This is a genomic window from uncultured Luteimonas sp. (assembly GCF_947492465.1).
Taxonomy (GTDB): domain Bacteria; phylum Pseudomonadota; class Gammaproteobacteria; order Xanthomonadales; family Xanthomonadaceae; genus Luteimonas.
Genome location: NZ_CANLNF010000002.1, coordinates 223,328 through 246,795, shown reverse-complemented (window position 1 = coordinate 246,795; position 23,468 = coordinate 223,328). Strand labels below are relative to the sequence as shown.

The 23,468-nt window shown below is 72.1% G+C and carries 15 protein-coding genes and 1 pseudogene; 5 read left to right on the top strand and 11 right to left on the bottom strand.

Going from position 1 to position 23,468, the window contains the following annotated elements:
- Complete coding sequence (locus tag Q0863_RS06125) at positions 1-1,296, bottom strand: efflux RND transporter periplasmic adaptor subunit (RefSeq protein WP_298576436.1); 1,296 nt, start codon at positions 1,294-1,296, stop codon at positions 1-3.
- A gap of 178 nt (positions 1,297-1,474) precedes the next feature.
- Here Q0863_RS06125 and glmS point away from each other — a divergent pair, with 178 nt between their 5' ends.
- Positions 1,475-3,304, top strand: a complete 1,830-nt coding sequence (gene glmS, locus Q0863_RS06120) for a glutamine--fructose-6-phosphate transaminase (isomerizing) (protein ID WP_298576434.1) — start codon at positions 1,475-1,477, stop codon at positions 3,302-3,304.
- 238 nt (positions 3,305-3,542) lie between these two features.
- On the opposite strand, the gene Q0863_RS06115 is transcribed toward glmS, so the two are convergent.
- Positions 3,543-3,782, bottom strand: coding sequence for a hypothetical protein (locus Q0863_RS06115; protein ID WP_298576432.1), 240 nt, complete (start codon positions 3,780-3,782; stop codon positions 3,543-3,545).
- A 214-nt stretch (positions 3,783-3,996) separates the two neighbouring features.
- Between Q0863_RS06115 and Q0863_RS06110 the strand changes: the two are divergent.
- Positions 3,997-6,062 (top strand): annotated as a pseudogene (locus Q0863_RS06110) (TonB-dependent copper receptor).
- A 40-nt stretch (positions 6,063-6,102) separates the two neighbouring features.
- Here Q0863_RS06110 and Q0863_RS06105 read toward each other — a convergent pair.
- The 9 genes from Q0863_RS06105 to Q0863_RS06065 all read right to left on the bottom strand — a co-directional run bounded on the left by Q0863_RS06105 (position 6,103) and on the right by Q0863_RS06065 (position 18,560).
- The gene (locus Q0863_RS06105) at positions 6,103-7,344 is read right to left on the bottom strand and encodes a Wadjet anti-phage system protein JetD domain-containing protein (protein ID WP_298576430.1); all 1,242 of its coding nucleotides are present in this window, start codon (positions 7,342-7,344) and stop codon (positions 6,103-6,105) included.
- A complete protein-coding gene (locus Q0863_RS06100) occupies positions 7,341-10,769 on the bottom strand; it encodes an SbcC/MukB-like Walker B domain-containing protein (RefSeq protein WP_298576429.1) in 3,429 nt (1,142 codons plus the stop codon). The genes Q0863_RS06105 and Q0863_RS06100 overlap by 4 nt, the downstream gene beginning before the upstream one ends.
- On the bottom strand, positions 10,756-11,409 hold the full coding sequence (locus Q0863_RS06095) for a DUF4194 domain-containing protein (protein ID WP_298576427.1): 654 nt from the start codon (positions 11,407-11,409) through the stop codon (positions 10,756-10,758). Before Q0863_RS06095 ends, Q0863_RS06100 begins: the two co-directional genes overlap by 14 nt.
- Complete coding sequence (locus Q0863_RS06090; protein WP_298576425.1) at positions 11,406-12,851, bottom strand: Wadjet anti-phage system protein JetA family protein; 1,446 nt, start codon at positions 12,849-12,851, stop codon at positions 11,406-11,408. The genes Q0863_RS06095 and Q0863_RS06090 overlap by 4 nt, the downstream gene beginning before the upstream one ends.
- Before the next feature lie 190 nt (positions 12,852-13,041).
- Positions 13,042-13,908, bottom strand: a complete 867-nt coding sequence (pdxY, locus tag Q0863_RS06085; RefSeq protein WP_298576424.1) for a pyridoxal kinase — start codon at positions 13,906-13,908, stop codon at positions 13,042-13,044.
- On the bottom strand, positions 13,905-14,669 hold the full coding sequence (locus Q0863_RS06080) for a YggS family pyridoxal phosphate-dependent enzyme (protein ID WP_298576423.1): 765 nt from the start codon (positions 14,667-14,669) through the stop codon (positions 13,905-13,907). Before Q0863_RS06080 ends, pdxY begins: the two co-directional genes overlap by 4 nt.
- A 4-nt stretch (positions 14,670-14,673) precedes the next feature.
- A complete protein-coding gene (gene hemF / locus Q0863_RS06075) occupies positions 14,674-15,603 on the bottom strand; it encodes an oxygen-dependent coproporphyrinogen oxidase (protein ID WP_298576421.1) in 930 nt (309 codons plus the stop codon).
- A 45-nt stretch (positions 15,604-15,648) separates the two neighbouring features.
- Entirely contained in the window at positions 15,649-16,191 is a 543-nt protein-coding gene (locus Q0863_RS06070) for a hypothetical protein (RefSeq protein ID WP_298576419.1), read from the bottom strand.
- Positions 16,188-18,560 carry a prolyl oligopeptidase family serine peptidase gene (locus Q0863_RS06065; RefSeq protein WP_298576417.1) on the bottom strand — a complete coding sequence of 791 codons (2,373 nt, stop codon included), beginning with the start codon at positions 18,558-18,560 and terminating at the stop codon, positions 16,188-16,190. Before Q0863_RS06065 ends, Q0863_RS06070 begins: the two co-directional genes overlap by 4 nt.
- 180 nt (positions 18,561-18,740) lie before the next feature.
- Between Q0863_RS06065 and Q0863_RS06060 the strand changes: the two genes are divergently transcribed.
- From Q0863_RS06060 to Q0863_RS06050, 3 genes are all read left to right on the top strand, one after another.
- Positions 18,741-19,013, top strand: coding sequence for a YcgL domain-containing protein (locus tag Q0863_RS06060; RefSeq protein WP_298576415.1), 273 nt, complete (start codon positions 18,741-18,743; stop codon positions 19,011-19,013).
- Positions 19,006-22,299, top strand: a complete 3,294-nt coding sequence (locus tag Q0863_RS06055; RefSeq protein ID WP_298576414.1) for an ankyrin repeat domain-containing protein — start codon at positions 19,006-19,008, stop codon at positions 22,297-22,299. The genes Q0863_RS06060 and Q0863_RS06055 overlap by 8 nt, the downstream gene beginning before the upstream one ends.
- A 151-nt stretch (positions 22,300-22,450) precedes the next feature.
- Positions 22,451-23,368, top strand: coding sequence for a TonB family protein (locus Q0863_RS06050; protein WP_298576412.1), 918 nt, complete (start codon positions 22,451-22,453; stop codon positions 23,366-23,368).
- Positions 23,369-23,468 lie beyond the last annotated feature (100 nt).

Here is a 23,468-nt window from a genome sequence, read left to right as displayed (position 1 = left end):
TCATTGTCCCGAGATGCGGACGCGGTCCGCGTTGGCGAACTGGTCGGTGCCCGAGACGACGATGCGCTCGCCTTCCCGCAGTCCCGACACGATTTCCACGGCGTTGAGGCTGCTGGCCCCGGCCTGGATCGGGCGGCGGGTGGCACTGCTGCCCTCGACCACCCAGGCGATGCGGCCGCCGTCCTGTTCCAGGAACGGGCCACGCTCGACCATCAGCACGTCCTCGCGCGTGTCCAGCACGATGCGCGCGGACAGGCGCTGGTTCTGGCGCAGGTTCGGCGGCTGCTGGTCCTGCTCGAAGCGCAGCCGCGCGGTGACCTCGCCGTTGACCACTTCCGGCGACACCGCAGCGACCTTGGCCGCGTAGCGGGTGCCGGAACTGGTGACCTGCGCGGGCACGCCGATCGCGAGGTCGCGGGCGAAGCTTTCCGGCACGCGGATCTCGACCTCGAACACGCTCAGGTCGATCACGCCCAGCACCGGCGCATTGATCGCGACGTTGGTGCCCTGCGCGACCTGCACCTGGCCTACCTGGCCGTCGAACGGCGCGCGCAGGGTGAGCGCGTCGACCTGGCGGCGCAGCTCGGCCACCACCGCCTGCTGGCGGTCGGCCAGCAGGCGCTTGTTGCGCGCGTCGATGCCGGCGCCCTGGCCCTGCAGCGAGAAGTCCCTGCGCGCCGCGGCCAGGCCCAAGTCGGCCTTCTTCAGGCCGTCGAGCGCGCGGTCGTACTCGTTCTTCGACACCGCCCCGCCTTCGAAGGCGCGCTGGTAGCGCTCGACGTCGCGCTGCGCGGCGGTGTGGTCGATCTGCGCCTGGTCGAGCAGCTTCTGCGCCTCGGAGCGGGTGAGCTGCGCATCGAGCACGGCGCGGCTGGCTTCGCCTTCCAGGCTGGCCAGGGTGGATTCCTCCTGCACCAGCCGGCTGCGCAGCTCGGGGCTGTCGATCACGGCCAGCTCCTGCCCGGCCTCGACCACGTCGCCGGCCACGACCTTGAGCGACACGGTGCCGCCGGCGATCGCGTAGAGGGTGGGGCTGTTGGCGGTGATCACGCGACCGTCCGCGGACAGGTCGCGCACCAGGTCGCCGCGGGTCACCTCGGCGATGCGCACGCGCGAGGCGTCGTAGGACGAGCTGCCCGAGGCCCAGCCGCTGGCGACCCAAGCCACCAGCGCGGCGACGGCCAGCGCCGCGCCACCGGCCAGCAGCCAGGTCCTGGGCACGCGGCGCAGCCCGGTCGGGCTGGCCAGGACCTGGTCCTGTGCGGAGGTGTCGCGGATGCGGGCTTGGATGTCCATGTCTGGATCTGGATGCAGGAAGGCGTACGGGGGTTGCACGCAATCACCGTGCCAACCTCCAAGTGCATGATTGGACTGCGAAATACCAATGCGACCGGTGTCCGGGCGGACGCCGCTCGTGTCCGGACGGACGGCGCTTTCCCGTAGACTTGCTGGACAATCGAGGAGTAGCGGATACATGTGCGGCATCGTCGGCGCGATCGCGGATCGCGATGTGGTTCCCGTCCTGATCGACGGGCTGAAGCGTCTGGAATACCGCGGCTACGACTCCGCCGGCATCGCCCTGGTCGCCGATGGCGACGTGCGCCGCGTGCGCCGCACCGGGCGCGTGGCCGAGATGGAGGCCGCCGCGCAGGGCGAGGGCGTGCACGCGACGCTCGGCATCGGCCACACCCGCTGGGCCACGCACGGCGGCGTCACCGAAGCCAATGCGCACCCGCACATCAGCCACGGCGTGGCGCTGGTGCACAACGGCATCATCGAGAACCACGAGGAGCAGCGCGCGCGCCTGCAGCAGCTCGGCTACGCGTTCGAGTCGCAGACCGACACCGAGGTGATCGCGCACCTGATCCACCACTACCTCACGTCCGGCGACGACCTGCTCGGCGCACTGCAGCGCGCGGTCAAGGAACTGCATGGCGCCTACGCGCTGGCGGTGATCAGCCGCAAGGAGCCCGGCCGCATGGTGGTCGCCCGCATGGGCTGCCCGCTGCTGGTGGGACTGGGCGAGGGCGAGAATTTCGTGGCCTCCGACGTCTCGGCGATCCTGCAGGCCACGCGCCGCGTGATCTTCCTGGAGGAGGGCGACACCGCCGAGATCTGCCGCGATGCGGTGCGCGTGTACGACGCGCAGGACGCGCGGGTGGAGCGCGAGGTGCACCTGTCGGACGTGTCGCTGGCCTCGCTCGAGCTCGGCCCCTACCGGCACTTCATGCAGAAGGAGATCCACGAGCAGCCGCGCGCCATCGGCGACACGCTCGAGGCGATCATCGACGCCAACGGCTTCGAGCCCGAGCTGTTCGGCAAGGACGCGCGCCAGGTGCTGGGCGAGGTGGAGGGCGTGCAGATCCTCGCCTGCGGCACCAGCTTCTATGCCGGCTCGGTCGCGCGCTACTGGATCGAGTCGATCGGCGGCCTGCCCTGCAGCGTCGAGATCGCCAGCGAATACCGCTATCGCAAGGCGGTGGCGAACCCGAAGCACCTGATCGTCACCATCTCCCAGTCGGGCGAAACGCTCGACACGATGGAAGCGCTCAAGTACGCCAAGTCGCTGGGGCACGAGCACACGCTGTCGATCTGCAACGTGCCCGAGAGCGCGATCCCACGCGCCAGCAGGCTGGTCTTCTACACCCGCGCAGGCGCCGAGATCGGCGTGGCGTCGACCAAGGCGTTCACCACCCAGCTGGTGGGCCTGTTCGCGCTGGCCGCGACCCTGGCCAAGTTGAACGGCCGGCTCGACGCGGAGAAGGAAGCCGGATACATCGAGGCGCTGCGCCACCTGCCCGGCAGCATCCAGCACGCGCTCAACCTGGAGCCGCAGATCGCCTCATGGGCCGAACGCTTCGCACCGAAGCAGCATGCCTTGTTCCTCGGTCGCGGCGTGCACTATCCGATCGCGCTGGAAGGCGCGCTCAAGCTCAAGGAAATCTCCTACATCCACGCCGAGGCCTATCCGGCCGGCGAGCTCAAGCACGGCCCGCTGGCGCTGGTGGACGTCGACATGCCGGTGGTGGTGATCGCGCCCAACGACGGCCTGCTGGAGAAGGTGAAGTCGAACATGCAGGAAGTGCGTGCGCGCGGCGGCGAGCTGTTCGTGTTCACCGATGCCGACAGCAACTTCAGCGAGTCCGAGGGCGTGCACGTGATCCGCACGCCGCGCCATGTCGGCGTGCTCAGTCCGATCGTGCACACCATCCCGGTGCAGATGCTGGCCTACCACGCCGCGCTGGCACGTGGCACCGACGTGGACAAGCCGCGCAACCTGGCCAAGGCGGTCACGGTCGAATAGGCCGCGGCGGCCGGACCGGCCGCCTGCGGGGGAGGCGAACTGCCAGTTCGCATGCGATGCGGATCGGCGCGCGCGTCATAAACGGCGGAGGGGAGCGGCCGCGCTTGAGGCCGGCGCGCGCAGCGCATCGCATCGCACAGACGCGTGCAGGTGACCCGGGCTTGCGGGTCGGGTAGTGCGCGAGGGCTTCGCTGCGAGTTCTCGCCCGCGAGGGCGCCGGACTGTCGCGACGCGCGCCTCAGCCGCCGCAGCCGCCGCAGCAGGTCGAGGCCTGGCGTTCGATCGCCTGCTCCGGCACCGCGATGCCGGCGCGGGCCAGGCCCGCGGCGATGTCGCCTTCGGCCAGCGTGGTCGAGAGGCGCAGGGTGCGGCTGAGCGCATCGAAGTCGGCCAGCGCCGACGGATCCTGCGACTGCAGCTGCTGCTCCAGCGAGGCCAGGTCGATGCGGCCGGTGTCGAGCTGTACGTGGAATTGCATGGGGCTTCCTCGGTAACGATGACGGTGACGGCCATGGCCGACGGCTGCGCCAGCATGTGCGCCGCCGCCTCCGCACGCCTTGATCTGGATCAGTCGACGGGCGCCGGATGCGCGGCCCGTGACCCAGGTCAAGACCGCTCCGAATCCGGACATTTTGTCCATTCCCTGCCGTATCGAACCGCGCTGCAATGGCGCCACGAACGGAGGATCAGAGATGAAGAGCAAGGTGTTGTACCTGGGCGTGGCGGCCGTGCTGGCGCAGCTTGCCGGCGGCGTCGCATGGGCCGCGAACGAGGCGGCATCGCCGACGGAAGAGCGCGTGGTCAACCTCGACACGCTGGTCGTGGTGGGCGTGGCCCCGGTGGCCTCGCTGACCTGGGTGACCGATCCGCGCCTGCCGCGCCAGCCGGTGCCGGCCAGCGATGGCGCCGACTACCTCAAGACCGTGCCGGGTTTCGCCACCTTGCGCAGCGGCGGCACCAATGGCGATCCGGTGCTGCGCGGCCAGTTCGGCTCGCGCCTGAACCTGCTCGCCGGCGACGGCGCCCTGATGGGCGCCTGCCCGTCGCGCATGGACAATGCGATGTCCTACGTCTCGCCGGAAACCTACGACCGGCTGACCATCGTCAAGGGGCCGCAGACGGTGCTGTGGGGCGGCGGTGCCTCGGCCGGCACGGTGCGCTTCGAGCGCGAGATCCCGTACTTCGACGAACCCGGCCTGCGCCTGGACGGTAGCGCCATGTTCGCCAGCCACGGCCGCAACGACCAGGTGATCAACGCCTTGGCCGGCAACCCGCAGGTGTATGACGGCTGACTGCCAACCGGTCCGAGTCGGGCGACTACGAGGACGGCGCCGGCCGTGCCGTGCCCTCGGCCTGGGACAAGTGGAATGCCGACGCGGCGATCGGCTGGACGCCGGATCCGGACACGGTGCTGGAAGCCAGCATCGGCACCGGCGATGGGCAGGCGCGCTACGCCGGGCGCGGCATGGACGGCACGCAGTTCGACCGCACCACCTACGGCCTGCGCTTCGAGAAGAAGGGCATGGAGGGCCGCCTGCGCGAAATCGCCGCGAACGCCTACTACAACGACGTCGACCACGTGATGGACAACTACACGCTGCGCGATCCGGACCCCAATGGCACGATGCCCATGCCGATGGCCAGCAACATCGCCCATCGCACCAGCGGCGGCCGCGTGGCGCTGGGCTTCGGCGGCGAACACTGGGACCTGACCGCAGGCCTGGACGCGCGCAGCAGCCGCCATGCGCGCCGCAGCGCGATGGGCCGCGACCGGTACCTGGCGCAGCCGTGGACGGTGGACGCGCGCTTCCGCCAGGCCGGCGCCTTCGCCGAACTGCACTGGCACCTGGACGCGCGCAACCATGTGATCGCCGGCGCGCGCGTGGGCCGCGCCGAGGCCGAGGATCGCCGCGCCAGCACCGGCGGCATGATGCCGATGCCCAATCCCACTGCCGGGCAGACCCGTTCGGAAACGCTGCCCTCGGCCTTCGTGCGCTTCGAGCAGGACATCGAAGGCCAGCCGCTGCGCTGGTACGCCGGCGTCGGCCACACCCAGCGCATGCCCGACTACTGGGAGCTGTTCTCGCCCACTCGCGGCCCCGACGGCGCGGCCAACGCCTTCGCCGGCGTACAGGCCGAGCGCACCACCCAGCTCGATGTCGGCATGCGCTACGCCGGCAAGCGCGTCGACGCCTGGGTCTCGGCCTACGCCGGGCGCATGACCGACTACATCGCCTTCGACTACATGAGCGGCATGGCCGGAACGACCACGCGAGCGCGCAATGCCGATGCGGACATCCGCGGCGGCGAGGCGGGCGTGGAGTGGCGCATGGCCGAGCACTGGAAGCTGGGCGGCACGGTGGCGTACTCGTGGGGCGAACTGGCCGACAGCGGCCAGGCCCTGCCGCAAATGCCGCCGCTGGAGGCGCGCCTGAACGCCGGTTACGACAACGGCACCTGGTCGGCCAGTGCGCTGCTGCGCGCGGTGGCCTCGCAGGACCGGGTCAGTCCCGCGCTGGGCAACGTGGTCGGCCGCGACCTGGGTCCCAGCAGCGGCTTTGCGGTGTTCTCGCTCAACGGCGCCTGGCGCATCAACGACAGGGTGCGCCTGGCCGCCGGCATCGACAACCTGTTCGACCGCGATTACGCCGAACACCTCAACCTGGCCGGCAACAGCGCCTTCGGCTACCCGGCCGATCCGGTGCGGATCCACGAGCCGGGCCGCACCGCATGGGTCAAGCTCAGCGCCAGCCTCTAGGGGCGCCTGCGCGGGCCGCGTGGGCGCGGCCACCGGAGCTTCATCCGGGCGGCGTGGTCCCGCCGCCCGGCCCCGGCCGCGGCAACGCGGCCTCGTCGCGTGCGGGATCCAGCGCTTCCTGCTCCAGTCGGAGCGGATGGCGGGCCAGTTCCTCCGCCACCTCGGACCATCCGGCGCGCACGGCCCAATGCTGCATCGCATGCAGGGTCGCGGCGTCCGGCGCGGTTGCGCCCTCGAGGATGTCGGCCGGCAACGTCGAAGCCGACATGCGCCACGGACGAAGACGATGGCCCGATGCCGCGGCCGCCTCCGCCAGTACCGCGGCGATTCGGAAACCGCCCTCGTCGATGTCGCCCCAGTGGTACACGCAGGCGTCGCGATCGAGGTGGGCGAGGATGCGCGTATAGGCCAGGCGCCATGCTGGCGAGGGCATGCCGCCGGTGTAGAGCAGCAGGCAGGCATCGTCGACGGACAGGCGCGCAGCTTCGTGAAAGCTGGCGAGATTCTCGATGCTGAGCAGCGTCCGTGCGGAAGTTTCCAGGCCGCGCAGGCTTTCGGGCGGGATGCCCAACCAGGGGCGCACGAGCGCGAGACGCGCCTCGTCGAGTTGCAGCTGGCCGGTACCGGCCAGCAACAGCGGCTGGGGTTCGCGGCGCAGTCCCAGTGTCGCCCAGACATGGCTGCGGTCCAGCGCGGCGTTGGCGGGCTCGCCGCCGGTCAGCAGGTCCAGCCACGGCGTCAATGCCTCCAGCCGCTTGCTGTCGCCAAACAGGCGCACGCTTTCGCGGCGCAAAAGGCGCTCCCGCTCCGGCGCGGCCAGGCAACTGGCCACCGCGCGCGCGGCGTCGGCAAGATCCGCGGCCGCCTCCGGCCCGGCGCCGCGTACCTTGCGGCCGTTTCGCCAGGCATCGAGTGTGGTCGTGATGACGGGAAAGCGAGACACCCACCCGGAGAGTGCGGCGTCGGCAACTTCCATCCGGGAGGCGAGCAACTCCACGCCCAGATGCGCGGCCAATGCATCGAGGTCCTTCACGCCGATGCGCAGCAGCTGCTCGCCGTCGCCGCGGTGGCGATCGCGTACCGCGTCGATGGCGCCGGCACGCTCGGCCAGCGCGATCTGGCCGTGGAACGCATCGCGCGCTTCGAGCGTCGCGAGGGCCAGGTATTCGCGTGCGTTGGACGTGCTGGTCATCGGCAGCGATGCCGGTCGCGGATCGCCACGCAGCCGCGCCGATTCGCCCTTGCGCAGCAGGCGTTGCAGCAGGGGCGTGGCATCGCTCACGGTGCGGGCGTCTGGCGCTCGATGCCGGCGATTTCCGCGGCCAGCAGGTCCGGGTGCAGGTCGAACTGGTCGGAGAGCAGCAGCTCGCGCGCGGCGGCCTGCACCTCGATGCGTTCGGCCTGCAGCAGTTCGCCGTCGCGGAACAGCTCGATGTAGCTGTCGAGCACGCCGCTGAGCGTGCCCTGGGCGGTGTCGGGCGCGGCCAGCACCAGCTGCAGGCCGAGCGAGCGCAGGTAGTTGGTGGTGGCGCGCGCGTTCTGCGCGTCGATCTTGTCGCCGAACTCGTCCAGCAGGATCAGGCCGATGCCGCCGGGCTGGGCCTCGGTCTTGCCATAGGCCGCGGCCAGCGCGGCGCCGGCGATCACGTACAGCGGCGCGCGGTGCTCGCCGCCGGAGCCCGAACGCATGCGTTCGCTGAGCGTGCCGATCACGCGGTCGTCCTGGCGGATCTGCACCTCGAAGCGGAAGAAGCGCCGGTAGTCGTCCAGCGGCGAGGTGGCGGTACGCGCGGCGGCATCGTCCTCGATCAGCTCGCGGAACGCGCCGGGCACTTCGCCGGCGCTGCCGAACAGACCGTCCTCGCCGCCGACGTCGGTGGCGCGCTTGATGAAGCGCTCCAGCTCGCGGAACTCCGCCACCACCTCGTAATGGAACTGGTAGCGCTCGTTGTTGGAGAACGGCGGACTGCTGCGCAGGGTGCGGTTGAGCGTGGCGATCTGCTGGCGCAGGCGCACGAAGTTGTCGTTGAGCGCGGCGGCGACGCTGGAGCGGAAGGTCTCCACCGCGGTGTCGTAGGCCTGGCGCGCCTCTCCCTCGTAGCGGACCAGGTCGGTCTCGCGCAGCTGCGTGAGCTCGCGCCGCAGCAGGGCCAGGGCCTGGCGCCAGGCATTGGCGTCGAACTCCAGCACCAGGCCATGGTCGCGCGCGTACTGGGCCAGCGCGCTCCAGGCCTCGGGCAGCAGCCGGGCCAGCTGGCGATCGCTTTCGTCGGCGCGGCGCTCGCAGGTGCGCGCGCGCTCGTCCAGCGAATCGAGCTTGTCGTCGAGTTCGTCGCGATGGCGTTCGACCAGGTTCGGATCGACGTCCGGATCCTGGAACGCCTCGACCGCGCGTCGCGCCACCAGCGCTTCCTGTTCGCGCAGGCCGGCGAGCAGGCGGCGACGGTCCTCGCCCTGGCGAAGGGCCACCGCCTCTTCGCCGATGAGACGTTCGACCTGGCGTTCGCTGGCCTCCACCGCCGCCTTGAGCGTGCGCACCTGTTCGGACAGGCGCAGCAGGTCGGGGTCGTGCAGGGCCTGGCGGCTGTCGCGCGCGCTGCGGTAGCGCTGCCTGGCCTGCTGATGTTCGAGGCTGCGCGCGTGCAGCGCCTGCGCCACCGCGTCGGCATCGGCCAGGCGCGCGAGCTGGCGGCGATGGCCGTCGATCTCGCGCAGCGCGGGCTCCAGTGCCTGTACCTCGCGTTCGGCCGCCTCCACGTCCTCGCGCAGCACGCGCAGGCGCGCCCGGTTGTCGGAGGCCCCGATCTTCAGATCGCCTGTCGCGGGCAGGCGCAGCCGCTCGATGCTGCCGCCACGCGCAAGCAGCCCGTCGCGGGTCAGGCCCTGGCGGCTCTTCACCAGTTCCGCCTCGCCGTCCACGCACTGCAGCTCGCCGAGCTGGCGACGCAGGAACGCGAGCGCTTCGGCATTGACGCCATCGAGCAGGGCGGCCACCGAGCCTGCGGCCACCTCGCCCGCGCGACCTCGACGCGCCTGGCTCGACAGCGCCAGCTTGACGCCGTACACCGCGCGCCCGCCGCCGAGACCGCGGTAGAGCTTCGTCGCCCGTTCCTCGTCGGCCTCGGGAATCAGCAGCGCCTCGACGTTGCTGCGCAGGTAGCCTTCGATCGCCGCCTGCCAGGCCTTGTCGGTGACCTGGACCAGGTCGCAGACCGGGCGCGCGTCGATGCCGGCCTCGCGCAGGTAGCTCATCAACCGCACGGTGTCGGGATTGAGTTCCGCCTGTCCGGCGGCGATGCGCTTCTGGTTCTGGCGCGCGGCAGTCAGCCGGTCGCGGGCCTGGTCGAGGGCCTCGTGGCGCGCGCGGGCCAGGCGCTCCACCGCCTCGATCAGCGGCGCCGCGGCGCGCAGCGTGGTGCCCGCGTCCTCGAACAGCTGCGCGGCGTTCCACGGCAGCGCCGCGTCGTCCTCCAGCGCGGCGAGTGCCTCGTGCCAGCGCGCCCAGGGCGCGGCGGCGTCTTCCACGGTGGCAAGAAGTTCAGGCGACAGGGCCAGGCTGGCGGTGGCACGCAGCTGGTCGCGCACCTGCGCCGTTTCGCGCAGCAGTTCGCTGCGCAGCTGGCGCAGGCGGTCGAGGTCGCGTCCGCTGATCTCCTCGAATCGCGACTGCTCGCCGTAGCCTTCGCTGCCCTGCAGGGCGGCCTGGGCACGCTGCAGCTCGTCGCGGCCGAGGTCGCGTTCGCCGCGGGCTTCTTCCAGCGCGCGGCGCAGACCCGCCAGCAGCGCGTCGCCGGCCTGCACGCCTTCTTCGGCCTGTTCCACCTGCTCGGCGTAGAGGTCGCGCGCGTACTCGGCGGCCAGGGCGCGATACGACGCCGCGCGCACCGACTGCGCGGCGATGCGGTCGTACTGGTGCTCCACGCCCTCGGCCGACTCGATGCGCAGGCGCACCTGCTCGATGCGGTCGCGGATCTGGCGGAAACTTTCCAGCAGGGCGCGGAAGCGGGCCACGTCGGTGGGCCGGTCTTCGGCCACCAGGGTGCGCACAAACAGGTCCACGTCCTCCACGCGCTGCAGGTTCAGCGCATTGAGGAAGGCCTTGCGATAGGCATTGACGTCGGGATTGGCGCCGGGTGCGGCGCGCAGCCGGTACAGCAGGTCCTTGACGAAGCGCTCGGCCACCGTGTGCAGTTCGGGCTTGCTGCCGGCGTCCCGGCAGCGGCGCGCGGCGTTCTCGCGGAAGCTGCTCCAGGCCAGCGGCAGTTCCTGGCCCTTGACCCGCTCCAGGTGGTCGTCGAGTTCCAGCGCCACGCCCGGCAGCAGGTACATGCCGTGCAGCCGGTGGTCCGGCTCGTCCACCGACGCGCCGAGCGACACGCCGGCAGTCAACGTTTCACCGCTGTCGGTGTCGCGGAACACCAGCGAGATGTAGGTGGTGGCGGTGCGGCGCTTGCGGCCCTCGTCGCCGCTGCGGAACACGCCCAGGCAGTAGTCGCGGATGCTGCGCGCGCGGTGGCTGCCGCCGGCCTGGGCATTGAAGCGGATGCGGCTGCGGTCCACGCCCAGCAGCACGATCTGCAGCGCGTCGAGCAGCGCGCTCTTGCCGGCGCCGTTGGGGGCGATGATCGCACTGGTGGCATCGAGTTCGAGGGTCTGCGCCTCGAACAGGAAGAACTGCACCAGGTGCACGCGTTCAAGCAGCTGCATCGTCGTCCTCCGCCGCGGCTTCGCACTCGATGCCGGGCTCGCTGTCGCCCGGATCGTCGTCGCGGTTGTGCTGGTCGAGCCGCTGCAGCCAGTGCTCGCCGACGATGTCGACGATGGCCGGACGCACCTGCAGGTGGAAGGGCTGCGGATCGTCGGCCTCCGAATCGACCAGCCGCCCCACGCCCCAGCGGCGCAGCGTGCGGGCCAGTTCGCGCAGGCTGCCGATGTCCGGCATCGCGCGTCCCGCCAGGGCCTGGTAGGCCTCCTGCAGCTCGGGCAGTTCGACCGTGACCACGCCTTCGTCCTCGACCATGCCCTGGCGCATCGCCTCGTCGTAGCGCTGGCGCAGCACCAGCAGCAGCAGGGTTTCGGCCAGCGACACCGGCACGCCTTCGCCGTGCACCGGCAGCGCGACGATGTAGCGATGGTGCGCGTTGCGCTCCAGGCGGATGCCCAGCGGCGCGAGCGCCGCGACGAAATCGTCGAAATGGTCCTCGACCAGGTGGTAGGCCAGGCGCGTGTTGCGGTCGGAGGCGTACAGCACCTGCTCGACCACCAGGCGATAGGCCGCGCGTTCGAAATCCTGCACGGCGTAGATGCCGTTGGATTGTTGGCTCAGCGTGTTCCAGCTGCGTTTCATGCGGTGTTCCGTGTGGTCTGGCCGACCCGGTGCACGCGAAAGCGCGGCGCGCGCAGGTAGCCGTTGTCGTCGCGCTGGCCGGCGTCGAGCAGCTCCACGCGGTAGCCGCGCAGCAGCCGGCCGAGCGGATCCTCTCGGCGCAGTCCGCCGATGCGGTGGCTGCGCAGCGCCAGGGTGAGCAGGGTCTGGTAGGCGCGCAGGTCCTCGATGCTGCCGATCGCGAGCGCGGCCGACTCGACCTGCGGCGCATCGCCCAGGTGGCGGCCGACGTAGCGCGCCATGTCCTCGGGCGTGACCAGGCGCGCGCGCTTCATCCTCCGCAGCAGCGACAGGCGCGCGAGCTGTTCGGGCGAAGGCGGCACGCCGGCGTTGGCGGTGCGCGGGATCGGCGCGGGCTTCTGCCGCGGTGGGCGCAGCCGCGCGGCGTCCATCAGCGCGCCCGGCGCCACCGGCAGGCGCAGCGCGTCGGGCGGCGCGGTGAGCACGCCGCGGCAGGCGCGCCGCAGCAGGATGTCGAGGCGGTCGGGCGCGCGCAGGCGATAGTCGAGGAAAGCGAGCGCGCGACGGTTGGCCTGGCGGATGTCGTCGTCCAGGCGCGCCAGGTACTCGTCGATGCGCTCGAGCTCGTGCAGGCGGCGCAGGCTGCGTCCGAAACGCTGCTCGGCGCGCACGGCATCGCCTGTTGCGTGTTCGCCGTACCAGGCCAGCAGGCCGGCCCGGCGCTCTCCCGATTCGAGCTGCTGGACCATCGCCAGGATCGCGCTGCGCCGCGCCAGCGGGTGGTCGGCCTTGTGCAGCTCGGCATAGTCGCCGATGAAAAACTCGCCGACGTAGCGCTCGAACCACTGACGGGCGAACTGCGCGGTGGTCTCGGCCTTGCTCAGCTCCGGCATCAGGTCGCGCACCTGCAGGCTCATCGACGACAGCGATACCAGCAGGCGGCGCGACTGGTCGGCGGCTTCGTCGAGCGCATCGCCCGCGGCCTTGCCCTCGGCCACCTGCTGCAGCTGCAGCTCGATCGAACGCATGCGCGCGGACACGAAAGTGGGGCCGTGCTCGGCGAACTCGACCAGGGCCGAGAGCAGCTGCGACACCGCGGGCGGCATGGTGACCATCTCGCGTGCACCGATGCGCTCCTGGCGCAGCCAGCCGGCGCCGCGGAACCGCTCGTAGATGTGGGCGGCACGGATCGCGCGCGGGGTGTCGGGCGGATCGCCGTCCTCGTCCTCCCAGGGATCGTCGCTGAGCAGGGTGCGTTCGATCGCGGCGGTGATCTCGCGGCGCGGAAGGCCGATGCTCGGCGGCAGCGGCGCGTCGGGCCCGAAGAACTCGTCGAACAGCCGGCACAGCAACTGCCAGTAGTGGGCCCGGTTGGCCGAGGCCAGCGGCCCGAACAGCCCCGGTGGCACCACGGAAAACAGGGGCGGCGGCGTGGTCGTCAAGCAGGTTCCCGGGCCGGGCGCAGGCCGGCGATGTCCAGCGACAAGGATAGTGCGCCCGGTCGCGCGCAGCGAGACTGCGGACCGTGGGCGACTGGCCTCGGGATAGCCGCAGCTGCAGCGATCGACCGGCGTGCCCGGGCATCCGCATCGCGCCGCTGCGGTGGCACCGGGGACGTTGTCGCGCCGCGGTTCAATCCAGGCGCCGCGCGATGTCCCGCGGCAGCGCCAGTTCCTGCCAGCCCTGCGCCTGCACCTGGCGCAGCACCTGGACGACGTCGTCGCAGGCCTGGCGCGCGGCAGCGTCGATGCCCACCCCGCGCAGCAGCCGGCCCGCGACCAGCGCGGCGAACAGGTCGCCGACGCCCTTGACCGGATGCGGCACCAGGTCGTGTTCCAGGGTCGTGCCGCCGTCCGCGGTCGCCAGCACCAGCTGCAGCCGTCCGGGCGGACAGGTGGCCGGCGCGGCGCTGGTCACCACCACCCAGCGCGTGGTCGCGCCGAGCAAGCCGTGCGCGGCCTCGATGCAGTCCTCCAGCGTGTGCAGCGTGCGGCCGCTGAGCTGTTCGAGTTCGTAGTGGTTGGGCGTGAGTCCCTGCGCGCGCGGCATCAGCTGGTCGCGCCATACCGGCTCCAGCGCCGGATCGGTGTAGCGGCCGCTGTCGTGGTCGCCGATCACCGGGTCGATCTGCACCGCCAGCGCGGGGCTGCGCGCGCGGATGCGGTCGATCCAGCGCGCCAGCGCCAGCCCCTGCTGCGGCGAACCGAGATAGCCGACCAGCAGCAGGCGCGCGCGCGTGGCCACTTCGCGCGCTTCCAGGTCGTCGAGCAGCCCCTCGAACCAGTCCAGCGGCAGCGGCCCGCCGTGCATGCTCGGGTAGTGCGGCGTGTTGCCCAGCAGCACCGTCGGCACGGGCGCCACGTACAGGCCCAGCGCCTGCAGCAGCGGCACCGCGATGGAATTGCCGACGCCGCCGTAGGCCACCTGCGACTGCACCGAGATCACGTCGACCAGGCGCGCGCCCACCGCCGGTGCGAAGCCGGCGTCCTCGCCGCTCATGCCGCCGTGCCTTCGGCGCCGCCGGCGAATCCGGGCCAGTAGGCGCTGTCGGGCGTGGGCCGGCTGCCGAAGATCGCGGTACCCACGCGCACCGTGGTGGCGCCTTCGGCGATGGCCAGTTCGAAGTCCCCGGACATGCCCATCGACAGCTCGTCCATCGCGATGCCGTCGGGCGCGTCCTGGCGCAGGCGGTCGCGCAGCCCGCGCAGGCGCGCGAAGCACGGACGCACGCGCGCCGCGTCGTCGGAGAACAGCGCCAGCGTCATCAGCCCGCGCACGCGCAGCGAGGAGAACGCCGGCAGCTGCCGCACGAAGCCGGGCACGTCCTCGGGCGCCAGCCCGAACTTGGTGGTCTCGCCGGAGGTGTTGACCTGCACCAGCACGTCCAGTGCGCGGCCGCGCGATTGCAGCTGCGCATCCAGCGCCTGCGCCACGCGCAGGCTGTCGAGCGCCTGGAATTCGCTGGCGAAGCGCGCCGCGTACTTGGCCTTGTTTGTCTGCAGGTGCCCGATCAGCACCCAGCGCAGGTCGGCCAGGTCGGCCATGGCTTCCCACTTGCCCATCGCCTCCTGCACCTTGTTCTCGCCCAGTTCGCGCAGGCCGATGCCATGGGCCAGGCGCAGCCGCGCCTCATCGACGGTCTTGCTGACCGGCAGCAGGCGCACGTCGCCGGAATCGCGGCCAGCGGCGCGGCAGGCCGCCGCGATGCGGGTGCGGATGGCGTCGAGGTTGCCCTGCAGTTGCGCGGCGTAGGTCTCCATGGCGTCAGGTTCCCGCCAGCCAGTCGCGCGGCACCAGGTAATCGTGCAGGCGCGCCTCGAGGCTGCCCGGTTCGGGCGCGTAGCCGTATTCCCAGCGCACCAGCGGCGGCAGGCTCATCAGGATCGATTCGGCGCGGCCGCCGCTCTGCAGGCCGAAGTGGGTGCCGCGGTCGTAGACCAGGTTGAACTCGACGTAGCGGCCGCGCCGGTACAGCTGGAATTCGCGTTCGCGCTCGCCGTAGGGCGTGTCCTTGCGGCGTTCGACGATCGGCAGGTAGGCCTCGAGGAAGCCGTCGCCGACCGCGCGCAGGTAGGCGAAGTCCTGCTCGAGGTCGTCGTGCAGGTCGTCGAAGAACAGGCCGCCGACGCCGCGCGTCTCGTTGCGGTGCTTCAGGTAGAAATACTCGTCGCACCAGCGCTTGTGCGCGTCGTAGCGCGCCTGGCCGCCGAAGGGCTCGCACAGCGCGCGCGCGGTGCGGTGCCAGTGCCGCACGTCCTCGTCGACGGGATAGAACGGCGTCAGGTCGAAGCCGCCGCCGAACCACCAGGCCACGGTTTCGCCATCGCGCCGCGCGCGGAAGTGGCGCACGTTGGCGTGGGTGGTGGGCAGGTGCGGATTGCGCGGATGGAATACCAGCGACACGCCCACCGCCTGCCAGGACGCGCCGGCGAGTTCCGGCCGCGCCGCGGTGGCCGAGGGCGGCAGCGTGTCGCCGGAGACATCGGAGAATCCGATGCCGGCCTGCTCGAACACCGCGCCATCGCGCAGGATCCGCGTGCGGCCACCGCCGCGCAGGTGGGTGCTGGCGTCGGCGGGATCGCGCTGCCAGGCGTCCTCCACGAAGCGGGCCCGGCCATCGGCGGTTTCGATGGCGGCGCAGATGCGGTCCTGCAGGCCGGTGAGGTAGTCGCGGATGTCGTCGAATCGGTCCATGCGCGACATTCTAGGCGCGCCGGGTATGGCTGGCGTTGCGCCGGATCAGTTGCGGATCAGCCGCGACCCGTTCGAGGCCCCTTGCGCATCCTGCCGGTACTGCTCCAGGAGGCGGACCAGGTCGGCGACATCGTGCCTGTAGCGGTCGGGCAGGGCGCCGTGGAAGCCGCTGACCCGGCGGTTGATCCGGTGCAGGCGGCCGTCGCCGCGCGCGCCGTCGACGAAATCGAAGCCGACCATGCGCTCCAGGCCCACGCGCACCTCGCCGAAGCGTGCCACCTGCGACCAGGCGATGCGCGAGCGGCGGAACAGCGACACGACCTCGAATCCCTCGGCGTCGAGCACCAGCGCGCTCGCGCCGGGCAGCAGGTTGACCAGGGCCACGGCCACGCCCAGGCCGAAGAACGCGATGCAGGCCCAGGCCAGCAGCGCATGGCTGGGCATGATCGCGATCCCGGCCCAGACCAGGGCCGCGCAGATGGCGGCCGTCGCCAGCCATCGCGCCGGCGACGGCCGCAGGACCTGCGTGGCGCCCGGTGGCGCGCCCGCGAAGCCGGGGTCGTTGCCTGCCGGGCGCACGGGGCTCACTTCAACGCGCGTTCGAACAGTTCCAGGATCCGCCGGTACTGGTCGTACCAGGAATCGGCGTGCACGTAACCGTGGCGTTCCATCGGATAGCTGGCCAGCTCCCACTTGTCCTTGCGCAGCTCGATCAGCCGCTGCGCCAGCACCACCGAGTCGCGGTAGAACACGTTGTCGTCGATCATGCCGTGCGCGATCAGCAGGTGGTCCTGCAGCCCGGCGGCGTATTCGATCGGAGACGACTTGCGATACGCCTCGGGATCGATGTCCGGGGTATTGAGGATGTTGGCGGTGTAGGTGTGGTTGTACTGGCTCCAGTCGGTGACCGGGCGCAGCGCGGCGCCGGCCTTGAACTTGCCCGGCTCGCGGAACAGCGCCATGAAGCTCATGAAGCCGCCGTAGCTGCCGCCGTAGATGCCCACGCGCTCGCGATCGGCCTGGCGGTGCTCGACCAGCCAGTCGATGCCGTCCAGGTAATCCTCCAGTTCCGGATGGCCCATCTGCCGGTAGATCGCGGTGCGCCAGTCGCGGCCGTAGCCCTCGGAGGCGCGGAAGTCCAGGTCGAGCACGATGTAGCCCTGCTGCACCAGCAGGTTGTGGAACATCTGCTCGCGGAAGTAGTTCGGATAGCGGTCGCTGACGTTCTGCAGGTAGCCGGCGCCATGCACGAACAGCACCACCGGGTAGGTGCGTCCCGGTTCCATCGTCGCCGGGCCGTAGTACTTGCCCCAGATCGTGCCGGCGCCGTGCTTCGAGGGCACCTGCACGACCTGCGGCTGCAGCCAGTCGAAGGCGCGGTACTCGTCGCTGCGCGTATCGGTGAGCGTGCGCAGGTTGCCGCCGTCGGCGTCCATCACCGCCAGCTGCGGCGGCACGTAGCTCGAGGAGTGCCGCAGCAGCAGCCGCGCGCCGTCGGGCGATGCCACGAAATCCTCGACGCCGCCGAGCTGCGTCAGCTCCGCGACCTCGCCCCCGGTCGCCGGCACGGTGCACAGTTCGTAGTCGCCCGGTCGGGCGCGGTTGCAGGTGAAGTGGAAGCGCGCGCCGTCCGGTGCCAGCGCCGGCTGCGAGACCTCCCAGCGACCCGAGGTCAGCGCCGTCGCGCGGCCGCGGCCGGCATCGACCGTGTACAGGTGCGCATGCCCGCTTTCCTCGGACACGAACCACAGCCTGCGCTGGTCGGGCAACCAGCCGAACTCGTTGAAGCTCCAGTTCACCCAGGCCGGGTCGGTGAGGCGGTGGCGCGACTGCAGCGTGCCGGCTTCCGGCTGCAGGGTCGCCAGCCAGCGGTCCTTGTTGTCCACCGAGTGCAGCATCAGCGCCAGGTGGCGCGAATCCGCGCTCCACAGCAGACCGTCCGTGCTGTCCTCCAGGCGCAGCGCGCGCGCGCCCTTGAGCGGCTCCTTGTCCGCGGCCTTGCGCAGCGCCGCCAGCGGATCCTGGTCGATGCCGGGCAGGGTGGCGGTGGACAGCTCGCGGCGCGAGCCGTCGTGCATGTCGACCAGCCAGAAGGTCTGCGCGCGCGGGAGGTTGCGGCCGACGCGGGTGCGCACGTCCTCGAACTCCTCGTAGCCCGATTCGGTGACGTACCTGGGCATCTTGCCGCCCTGCCCGCGATCGTCGGACTTGCGTTCGGTCGCGACCGCGAGCCAGCGGCCGTCGGGCGACAGCGCGGTGGCGGCGATCTCCACGTCCTTGCCCAGGTAGACCGGCGCCGGCGCGCGCGAAGGATCGGCGCGGCGCAGTTCGGCCTCGCGCTTGCGTTGCGCCTCGCGGCGCTCGCGCTCGGTCCGCAGCGTCTCCACCAGCCGCAGCTGCTCGTCGCGCAGCAGGTCGGGCTTCGGCGCCGCGGCCGGGTCGTCCTGGGCCTGCGGCGAGGCGGCGTGGGTGGTGGCGCCGTCGCGCGCGCTCCAGCGAAACCAGTCGTGGCCGCTGCGCCAGACCAGGGCGCCATCGCTGGACCAGCGCGGTGTGGCTTCGGTCGCGTCGCTGCGGGTGAGCTGGGTCAGCGCGCCGTTGCGCAGGTCGCGCACGAACACGTCGCCATTGCGCACGAACGCCATGCGCGTGCGTTGCGGATCGAGCACGGGCCGCGCTGCGTCGATGCCGGCGCGCGACGCGCCGTCGACGATCCGCGCCTGGCCGCCGTCGATGTCCTGCACGTACAGGTCGCGGATGCCGCTGCCCTCGCGCTTGAGCGGGTAATAGGCCTGGCGTCCGTCCCACGACCACCAGGCCTGTTCCACCGCCGGCCCGATCCAGTCCGGATCGGCCATGATCCGGTCCAGCGTCAGCGGTTGCGCGGGTTGCGCCTGTGCCATGGCGGCGAAGGCGGACAGGAACAGGCAGGACAGCAGCGGAGCGGATCGTGGCATTGCGTTGCACGGGCAGCGGGAATCGCGACAGCCTAGCAGTCGCTGCGGGCGCGTCACCTGCCGGGGGTCATGCCCGTCGGAGCGGTGGTGGACCGGTCGGCCACGGCCGCCTGAACGCCGCGACGTTCCCCGCAGGGCCGATTTCCCGCACAATTCCGCGACCTGTGATCACGCGCGGACATGCACGCCTACGTCTACAAGAGCCAGCGCCGGGCCGAGACCTACGTCTATCTCGCCGCCCGCGATGATTTCGACCGGCTGCCCGACGCGCTGCGCCAACGCCTGGGTCCGCTGCAGTTCGTGCTCGACGTGGCGCTCGTGCCCGGCCGCACGCTCGCGCGCGCGAACCCCGACGAAGTGCGCGCCAACCTGGTGCAGCGCGGTTTCCACCTGCAGTGTCCGCCGGGCACGGTCGCCGATCCGATGAGCGAGGACTGGGGCACCGATGCCTGAGTCCCGGGCACGCGCGCCCCGATCTGACCGACGCACTTCCGCTGCCGCCGCCGCGATCGGCCTCGCCCTGGTGCTGGCCACCGGCCTGGGCGGCGTGGTCGCGCTGCTGGCCGCGCTGCTGGCCCAGCCTGCGCTGGCGCTGGCGGTGCGCGGCTGGCGCGGCGACCTGCCCGCAGGCCGCGGCGCGCTGCTGCGCGATGCGCGCGCGCTGCTCTCGCTGTGGGCGGCCGGCCTGCTGGCCGCCGCGCTGCTGGTGTCCTGGCCGCTGCTCGCCCTGCTGCGCAGCGGCGGCCTGGGCGCGGTGCTCGGACTGAGCGCGCTGTCGGGACTGTGCGTGCTGGGCCTGTGGCGGACCTGGCCGGTGTGGCAGGCGCTGGAGCGCGACGGCGGCAGCCTCGCGCGCCACTGGCGGGGGCTGGGCGCGCGCGACGCCTCCGGATGGATCGGCGCGGCCGCGGCCGCCTGCGTCGCCGCGATCCTGGCGTGCACGGTCCTGCTGTCCTGGCCGCAGCTGCTGGGCGACACCGCGCGCTGGTCGCTGGCGGTCGCATCGGCGCTGTCCTGGCCGCTGCTGCACGTGCTGCTGCAGCGGTTGCCGGCCGCGGCCGATGCCGAACGCCCGATCCCCGTGGTGGAGATGGAAGGCGAGTCGTCGAGCCTGCCGCTGCCCGCGCTGGACGGAGACCTGCACCGCGCGCTCTATGCCGCCGCGCGCGCCGGCCGCGTCGACCAGGCGCTGGCCCTGGTCGAGGCCGGCGCCGACGTGCGCGCGCTGCCGCTGGCCGAGGAGCGCGACCAGCGCGGACTGCCCGTGCTGGCCGCCGTACTGCCGGACCTGCGCCTGCTGCGCGCGCTGATCGCGCGCGGCGTCGACCTCAATGCCGCCCATGCCGGGGTCACGCCGCTACTGGCCGCAACCCGCGACAGCTGGCACGGGCGTCCCGAGGCGGTGATGACCCTGCTGGCCAACGGTGCCGACCCGCGTGCCGCCGACCAGGACGGCAACACCCCGCTGCACCACGCCGCCCGCAGCTCCGATCCGGGCGTGGCGGCGCTGCTGCGCGACGCCTCGGCCGAACTGGACGTGGCCAACCACGAAGGCCTGACCCCGCTGGGCGTGGCCTGCGCCGCGGGCAACTGGCGGCTGGCGCGGTTCCTGCTCGAACGCGGCGCCAGGCCGGTCCTTGCCGACGGCACGCCGGCGCTGCTGGCCGCAGCCGGCGGCGACGAGGACGATCCGGCCGGCGTGCAGCTGCTGCTGCGGCACAAGGCCAAGGTGGACGCCCGCGACCGGGACCAGCGCAGCGCGCTGCACGTGGCCGCCTTCCAGGGCCATGCGGCCATCGTCGCGGCGCTGCTGGATGCAGGCGCGGACGTACAGGCGCGCGACGGCGCCGGCGCGACCGCGCTGCTGGAGGCCGCGCGCGGCGGCTCGGCCGCAGCCTTCGAAGCCCTGCTGGCGGCCAGGGCCGACCCGAAGGCGGTCGATGCGCAGGGTCGCAATGCCCTGCTGCTGGCCTGCATCGCCGAAACGCCGTCCTCGGCCCTGGTCGGGCGCCTGCTCGAACTCGGCCTGGATCCCGGCGCCACCGGCCGCGACGGCAGGCGCGCGGCCGAACTCGCCGCCGAAGCCGGCCGCTGGCGGCTGGTGGCGATGCTCGATCCCGACTACGCCCTGCCTGCCAGCGTGCGCCCCGACGCCGGCGAAGCCGTCCCCGAGCAGCGCGCGCCGATGCTGCTGCTGCGCGAAGGCCTGGATGCGGGCCGCCATGACGACCTCGAGCGCGTGGCCGCCCTGGTGTCGCCGGCGGAGCTGGGCAGCCTGCTGCTCGATGGCGAGGCGATTCCGTCGCCGGCGCGGATCGACTGGCTCATCGCCCAGGGCGCCGACTGCGAAGTCCGCGATGCCCACGGCGATACGCCCGCCTTCCGCCTGCTCGCGCGCGGCCCGGTCGCCCTGCCCGCGCTGCAGGCGCTGCTGGGCCATGGCGCCTCGCCGGCCGGCAGCGGCGGCCTGGCCCGTTTCCTGGCCGCCTGCGTCAAGGGCGACCAGGCCGGGCGCGCGCTCGAGCAGTCCGCGCTGGACCTGGTCGAACGCGGCGCCGATCCGTTCGCGGCCTCGCCGGCCGGCGATCCGCCACTGTCGCTGGCCGTGCACCTGGGCTGGACGCGGCTGATCGAGCGCCTGCTCGCGATCGGCGTCGACGCCGACGCGCGCGACGCTCGCGGCATGACCGCGCTGCACCTGGCCGCCGCGCTCGCCCGCGAGGACGTGCTCAAGACCCTGGTGCGCCACGGGGCCGCGGTCGACGTGCGGGCGCAGGACGGACAGACCCCGCTGGGCGTGGCCCTGGCCAGCGGCCGCCGCGATCTTGCCGACTGGCTGGACTGGCGCGGCTGGACCCTGCCGCGGCGCACGCTGCAGCCGGCCGACGTGCCCGCTGCGGCCATGGCCGGCGATGCCGACGCGGTGCGTCGCCTGATCGACCTCGGCCTGCCCGTGGACAGCGCCGACGCGCAGGGCTGCACCGCGCTGCTGCGGGCCTGCGGCGGTGGCCATCGCACCGTGGTCGAGTTGCTGCTTGCGCGCGGCGCCAACCCGCAGCACGTCGCCCACACCGGCGCCACGCCGCTGTCGGCGGCTGTGAGCATGCGCCACGGCGAACTGGTCGATCGCCTGCTGGCCGCCGGCGCACAACTCGAACAGCGCCTGCCCGGCGAGGTCACCGTGCTGATGCTGGCCGCAGCGCTCGGCCTGCCGGACCTGTGCGCGAAGCTGATGACCGCCGGCGCCAACGTCCACGCCACCGATGCCCAGGGCCTGACCCCGCTGCACTGCGCGGCGCTGTACGGATTCACCTCGCGCGACCGCACCCGCCTGGTGGCGCTGTTCGACACCCTGCTGCTGGCCGGCGCAGAGGTCGACGCGGTCGCCGCCGGCGGCGTGACGCCGCTGCTGCTGCTGCTGGGCGCACGCGCCGAACCCGGCACCGCCTGCGACGAGGACGTGCTGCTGGCGGTACTCGAACACCTGCTCGACGAAGGCGCGGCCCTCGATGCGCGCGATCCGCGCGGCTTCGGCCCGCTGCACCTGGCCTCGCTACACGGCCTGCTGCGCCTGACCCGCCGCCTGCTGCGCGCCGGCGCCGACCCCGAGGCGCGCGACGCCCTCAACCGCACCCCGCGCGAGATCGCGGTGATGCGCGGCTTCGTCGACGTCGCCCACGAGTACGTTCCCACGCCCACCGGCGTGTCGATGGCCCGGTTCCTGCGCGATCGGGGCTAGCACGCGCGCAGGGCCGGGCGCGCGCCCTTGCAGCGACCCCAATGCGGGCCTAGAGTCCGCCTGCAGCGGCCGCAGTGCGGCTGCCTGCGCCAGGGAGTCGTGCCGCCGGGGGTGGGCGCGACGTGGCGATATCGCGTCAGGGAGCCGGGACATGGGGATGGGATGGTGCACGCGCTGGTGCGCGCTGCTGGCGTGGCTCGCGGCCGGTGCCTTGCAAGCTGCGGGCGGCGGGGTGACCGAGGTCCGCGAGCAGGTCGAGGCGAGCATGCTGGTGACCGGAAGGGTCACCATCACGCTCGAGGGAACCGTCAGCGACTGGACCATCGACCAGCGGGACCGGCTGCCGGCGGCGGTCGCGAAGGTGATCGATGCCGCCGCACCGGGCTGGCGTTTCGAGCCGATCCTGGTCGACGGCAAGCCGGTACACGGCAGCGCCAGGATGAGCCTGCTGGTGGTGGCCGAACGGATCGACGATCGGCGGTTCCGCGCGTCGATCCGCAGCGGCTACTTCGGGCGCGAAGCGGTCTTGATGGCCGCAAGCCATTCCGGCGAGCGGTCCGGCACTTCCACGGGGGAAGAGAGCGACCAACTGACGGCGATCGAGTTGAAGCCGCCGCGTTATCCGGTGCAGGCGATCTATGCCGGCGTGCATGGCGTCGTTTATGTCGTCGTACGTGTGGACCGGAGCGGTCGGGTGCAGGACGCCGTGGCAGAGCTGGTGAACCTGCGGATACTGGGCAGCGAGCGGGAGATGGAGCAGGCGCGCGAGCTGCTGGCGAAGTCGGCTTTGGTGGCCGCACGCAGATGGACCTTCAAGCCGCCCACGCGGGGCGAGTGGGCCGACCAGGAGCGCTGGTCGGCGCGGGTTCCGGTCGACTACCGTTTCGCCGACGACGGCAAGCCCCGCTACGGGCAGTGGGAGTCCTACGTTCCCGGCCCGCGCAATCCGATTCCCTGGGAAATGGAGCGCCTGGAAGGTTTTGAGATCGCGCCCGAAACGCTGGTGGCCGGCGTAGTGCACCAGGTTGGAACCGGTATGAAACTACTTGGCCCGCTGGAAGGGGGTTGAGCTGTCCCGGGCCTAGGCCTTTTCGCCAAGGCCCCGTGCCTGCTGTCGCCACGCGTCGCGTTCGGCGACTGCTCATACATTCTCGTGCGTTGGTGGCCGC

Coding starts and splice junctions, on each gene's coding strand:
- pdxY (WP_298576424.1), bottom strand. CDS start 13,908: ATGAGCGGCGAGGACGCCGGCTTCGCACCGGCGGTGGGCGCGCGCCTG.
- Q0863_RS06055 (WP_298576414.1), top strand. CDS start 19,006: ATGCCTGAGTCCCGGGCACGCGCGCCCCGATCTGACCGACGCACTTCC.
- Q0863_RS06100 (WP_298576429.1), bottom strand. CDS start 10,769: ATGCAGCTGCTTGAACGCGTGCACCTGGTGCAGTTCTTCCTGTTCGAG.
- hemF (WP_298576421.1), bottom strand. CDS start 15,603: ATGGACCGATTCGACGACATCCGCGACTACCTCACCGGCCTGCAGGAC.
- Q0863_RS06125 (WP_298576436.1), bottom strand. CDS start 1,296: ATGGACATCCAAGCCCGCATCCGCGACACCTCCGCACAGGACCAGGTC.
- Q0863_RS06060 (WP_298576415.1), top strand. CDS start 18,741: ATGCACGCCTACGTCTACAAGAGCCAGCGCCGGGCCGAGACCTACGTC.
- Q0863_RS06050 (WP_298576412.1), top strand. CDS start 22,451: ATGGGGATGGGATGGTGCACGCGCTGGTGCGCGCTGCTGGCGTGGCTC.
- Q0863_RS06095 (WP_298576427.1), bottom strand. CDS start 11,409: ATGAAACGCAGCTGGAACACGCTGAGCCAACAATCCAACGGCATCTAC.
- Q0863_RS06065 (WP_298576417.1), bottom strand. CDS start 18,560: ATGCCACGATCCGCTCCGCTGCTGTCCTGCCTGTTCCTGTCCGCCTTC.
- Q0863_RS06080 (WP_298576423.1), bottom strand. CDS start 14,669: ATGGAGACCTACGCCGCGCAACTGCAGGGCAACCTCGACGCCATCCGC.
- glmS (WP_298576434.1), top strand. CDS start 1,475: ATGTGCGGCATCGTCGGCGCGATCGCGGATCGCGATGTGGTTCCCGTC.
- Q0863_RS06115 (WP_298576432.1), bottom strand. CDS start 3,782: ATGCAATTCCACGTACAGCTCGACACCGGCCGCATCGACCTGGCCTCG.